1 protein-coding gene is annotated in these 1,698 nt (G+C 56.1%); it reads left to right on the top strand.

All coding sequences use genetic code 11. From position 1 onward, the window contains the following. Positions 1 to 360: 360 nt before the first annotated feature. Positions 361 to 1,371: a DUF4921 family protein gene (locus H5U08_RS17925; RefSeq protein WP_297036250.1), complete on the top strand. Its 1,011-nt coding sequence runs from the start codon at positions 361 to 363 to the stop codon at positions 1,369 to 1,371. Positions 1,372 to 1,698: the final 327 nt, after the last annotated feature.

The raw sequence follows: 1,698 nt of genomic DNA, 5'->3' as shown, positions 1-1,698 counted from the left end.
CTGGTGAGAACACTCCCAAGAACCAGCATCGGTCCCGCAACCCCGGTCGTGAGAGTTCCCTGTCTTCCAAGTGACGACGCTCGCCTCGCTAACTGCCTCGAAAGAACGTTGGAAGCCATTTCAGGACACCTTTTTGCAAATGGACGCCTTCTCATTGATCCGTTCACCCGGTGACCGTGACCTTTGCTGTCTCAAATCATAGCCGCGAATCTACCAGCGGCGGCAACCTGCCGCAATCTCCAACCGTGCAGGATTTGTCCAAGAGTGGCATAATGAAAGGTTTTCCGGCTTAGAATGTCAAACCGACGATTCGACTGCCGCCGAAAACCGCCTGGTTCTGTGAATTACAGGTTACTCTCAATGGGCACCATTTCAACAGGCAAAAAACCGGAATTTCGGAAAGATCCTCTGACAGGTCGCTGGGTCATTATCGCCCCGGGCCGATCGCAACGGCCCCAGGACTACGACACGGCCGTCCGGCGCGTGCGCTCCGGTCCCTGCCCTTTTTGTGAGGGAAACGAAAGTGAGACGACTCCGGAAATCCTTGCCCGTCGCCACCCCGACAGCCAACCGAATGGTCCCGGCTGGCGCGTCCGTGTCGTGTCCAACAAATATCCTGCCGTGCACTGCGGCACGTCGCCAGACGATTGCGCATTTGCGGCGTCATGTTTCCCGGGGTTGGGTGTCCACGATGTCATTGTGGACACGCCACGGCACGTGATCAGTCTGACCGACATGACAACCAGCGAAGTCACGGAACTGCTCGACGTCTTTCGCGAGCGCCTCGCCCAACTTTCCAACGAGCCTTACCTGGAGTACGCACTCATTTTCAAGAACGTCGGGCCAACCGCCGGTGCTTCCCTGGAACACAGCCACTCGCAACTCCTGGCCATTCCGATTATTCCCCCTTCGTTCAGCAGCGAACTCGAAGCCGCCCGCCGGTGGTCCGAGCGGGAAGGTGGATGTTATTACTGTCAGCTTTTATCCCAGGAGCACACCCAGGGCGAACGCATCGTTCTGCGCCACGGCGGCTTCACCGCGTTTTGTCCGTTCGTCAGCCGATTTGCTTACGAAACATGGATTCTTCCCGATGCTCACGAGGAACGGTTCGAAGCGCTGACGCCGAGCTCGCTCGCCGGTCTTGCGGAAACCATCCGAAACGTGCTGAAGACGATCGAAACCCATCTCGGCAAACCTGGATATAACGTGCTTTTCCACACGGCCCCCTTTCGCAAGAAGAGCCCCTATTTTCACTGGCGAATCGAGGTCCTCCCCAGTGTGAGTCGCGCGGCGGGTTTTGAATGGGGCACAGGCATCCACATCAACCCCGTTTTTCCGGAAGAGGCGGCACAAACGCTCCGCACCAGTTGAGAATCCGTATGACTCAGGAAAACAGATTGGAATAGGTAATCTGGAGCGACTGCTTAGAGATTGCCGATACAGGAAATAGAACGGTTTGGCAAAAAGAATAGGACGTCGCGGGCCTCTGGTGAGCTCGTTCCTTCTGATTGCCTATCCGTTCTTCCGCGTTCCTTCCCAACTCGGCTTGATGGACGGTTTCCTCAACTTTGTTGGTTTCGCGAGCATCGATTGGACACACCCATGAGTCACTCCCCCGTAAATCAATCCCCTCTCGTGCGACTCGTATTGCTACTGCACAATCACCAACCCATCGGAAACTTCGACCACGTTTTTCAA

The sequence above is a fragment of the Thermogutta sp. genome, assembly GCF_014359955.1.
Taxonomy (GTDB): domain Bacteria; phylum Planctomycetota; class Planctomycetia; order Pirellulales; family Thermoguttaceae; genus Thermogutta.
This window is presented reverse-complemented; position numbering and strand designations above follow the sequence as displayed.

Excerpts from the sequence above, each read along its gene's own strand:
- H5U08_RS17925 (WP_297036250.1), top strand. The coding sequence starts at position 361 with ATGGGCACCATTTCAACAGGCAAAAAACCGGAATTTCGGAAAGATCCT.